Origin of the sequence: Alkalibaculum bacchi, from assembly GCF_937875145.1 — a bacterium.
GTDB classification, from domain to species: domain Bacteria; phylum Bacillota; class Clostridia; order Eubacteriales; family Alkalibacteraceae; genus Alkalibaculum; species Alkalibaculum bacchi_A.
In genome coordinates, this window is sequence record NZ_CALNCS010000065.1 from 1 (window position 1) to 2,481 (window position 2,481).

At 34.2% G+C, this 2,481-nt stretch carries 3 protein-coding genes; all 3 read left to right on the forward strand.

Annotated features, from left to right (window positions below; all coding sequences use genetic code 11):
• The first annotated feature begins 211 nt into the window (after window positions 1-211).
• On the forward strand, window positions 212-571 hold the full coding sequence (locus tag Q7P22_RS04345; protein WP_303861083.1) for a NifB/NifX family molybdenum-iron cluster-binding protein: 360 nt from the start codon (window positions 212-214) through the stop codon (window positions 569-571).
• Window positions 572-1,031: 460 nt separating this feature from the next.
• On the forward strand, window positions 1,032-1,778 hold the full coding sequence (locus Q7P22_RS04350) for a DUF364 domain-containing protein (RefSeq protein ID WP_303861078.1): 747 nt from the start codon (window positions 1,032-1,034) through the stop codon (window positions 1,776-1,778).
• Between the two features lie 364 nt (window positions 1,779-2,142).
• On the forward strand, window positions 2,143-2,481 hold a 339-nt coding region (locus tag Q7P22_RS04355; RefSeq protein ID WP_303861080.1), incomplete at its 3' end, for a cation diffusion facilitator family transporter.

A 2,481-nucleotide genomic window follows, 5' to 3' on the forward strand; every position in this document is an offset into this window, starting at 1 on the left:
CTTTAAATGTCCTGATAATGGCAAGGATTATAAGATATTTGGGGATAGTCATATCGAAGAAGTAGCTAAAAAACATAATTTAAAGGTTCTTGCAAAGCTTCCTATAGACCCTAGAATAGCTAAAACTTGCGATATCGGAATGATAGAGCTTTTCGATGGCAATTGGCTTGATTCTGTTGCAAAAATATTAGAACAAATGGAGGCAAAGAAAATGATTAAAATTGCTGTAGCTAGTGAAAATGAAATAGTAACTGAGCACTTTGGACATTGTGTCAACTTCAATATTTTTGAAGCTGAAAATGACCAAATTATAAAGAGTGAATCCATACCAAATCCAGGACACAAACCTGGCTTTCTACCAAATTACTTAAATGATATGGGTATTAATGTGGTCATTTCTGGTGGTATGGGAGGTGGCGCTATAGACATTTTTAATGAGAAAGGTATTGAAGTCATCGTCGGAGCAACGGGGAATGCTAAGGCCACAGCAGAAGCATATCTACAGGGTAGCCTAAAATCCACAGGTTCCGTTTGTCATGAGCACCAACATCACGATGAATGTGAAGAATAATTAAGAGTCATATAGGATAAATGCTCTTTATATTATGAAGCTAATACTGTAATACTAAGAAACATCAACCAAAGTCGGTTGGTGTTTTCCTTTAAAGAAGATCAATAATTACTATCGCAACTTTCACAGCTTAAATTTGCAAACATTGCCTGGATAAATAAGGCTTGAGTACCCATCCAATCCTGTAGTTTACATGTAATCATATTTATCATATCAGCTGTGAAAGTATTTAACTGCTCCATCTATTTCCTTAGATACGTACGATTTCGGCTTCATTGTATGGTTTTGGTTTCATTAATCATATTATACTAAAGAATGGTGCTATTTTTAATGTCAAGGTACCAATATATGAAGTTGTTTTGCTTGAATCATCAAGCGTGCAGTCTATTTATATTGGTGGAAAAGTTGAGTATATTATATCTCAAATAGGTTTAAAAAATATAAATTAGGAGGAAAAAAAGTGATTGTAGAAAATCTGATAAAGTGTGCTTCACTTAATTCAAAAGGACAAAGGATTAAAGATGTGAGGGCTGGTTTGGGTTATACATGTGTATTATTGGAAGACGGGTCTTCTGGTCTAGCTTATACCTTTCGCAACGAAATGGGATGTAGTTGCAGTATTCTGAGCGAGGCCGGCAATCTGATTGGAAAACCCGTAGAGGAGATAATCCCATGGATGAAAGAAAGCCACCTGCTAAAAGCATCTATCGGGCTTGCTACCATTAATGCTGTTGTAAATAACAGACCTGATGCAAATTGCGGTACTGGAAATGTGGTAGATGTCTTAAACATTGGGGAGACGGATACATTTGGCATGGTAGGGGATTTCAAGCCTATTTTAATGCGTGTTAAGAAAAAAACAAAAAAAATCTATGTATTTGAACAAAATTTATCTAAGGGAGTTGAACTATATCCTGAAGAAGCTATACCAACTTATCTACCTCAGTGTAGTGTTATTATTTTAACGGCTACGAGCATTATCAATCATACCATTGACAACGTACTTTCTTACTGTCAAAATGCAAGGGAAGTTTGTCTTGTTGGTCCATCTACACCTCTTTGTCCAGAAGCGTTTCAAGATTACAATGTTACAACATTTGCAGGGAGCGTAGTGCAAGATATAGAGAAAGCATTAGAAATTGTTAGTCAGGGTGGTGGTACAAAGTCCTTGAAGTCTGCTAGTAAACAAGTTCTTGTAAGGATTTAATAGTATGGAGTGGATAGGTATAATGGGCGAATCCATTATTATTGGAAAGTCTCTATAAACTACAGAACCACTATATCCCATACATATAGTATTGTGTAGGAGGCTAATCAACAAATGATTAGCCTCCTACACAATTATAGCAATAATGATAAGATAAAATTTAACATTTATTGACGTATGACGATAATCAGGTATACAGATAATAGTAATTATCATATGTTAATAATTTTAAAAGGAGTAAAACGTGTGTCGAGAGGAGAAAGAGCAGAATCAATGGGAGTAAGAAATGAAAAGAGTGAAGCGGTTTAGGAATAATAGGTAAATGTTATAGTGTAGGCAAATAGAATTTGAGGTGAAAAGAAAGATGGAAAAAAGTGAAAAAGTAGCATTACAGGCGATTTTTCTTGCCTTTATTATATTCGCAATAAAGTTAATAGCAGCCATTATAACTGGAAGTATTGCGTTAAAAGCAGAGGCATTTCATACCCTTACTGATTTTATTGCTTCTTTAACTATTTATGTAGGATTAAAAATTGCAAAGAGAAAAACAAAAAAATTTCCTTATGGACTATATAAGATTGAAAATCTAATGTCTGTTGTCATATCTGTTCTAGTTATATATACGGGATATGAAATAGCAGTAGAAGCTTTAACTGCAAAACAAGTTGAAATAAAAAATTCTATTCCAGGTATTATCATTTTA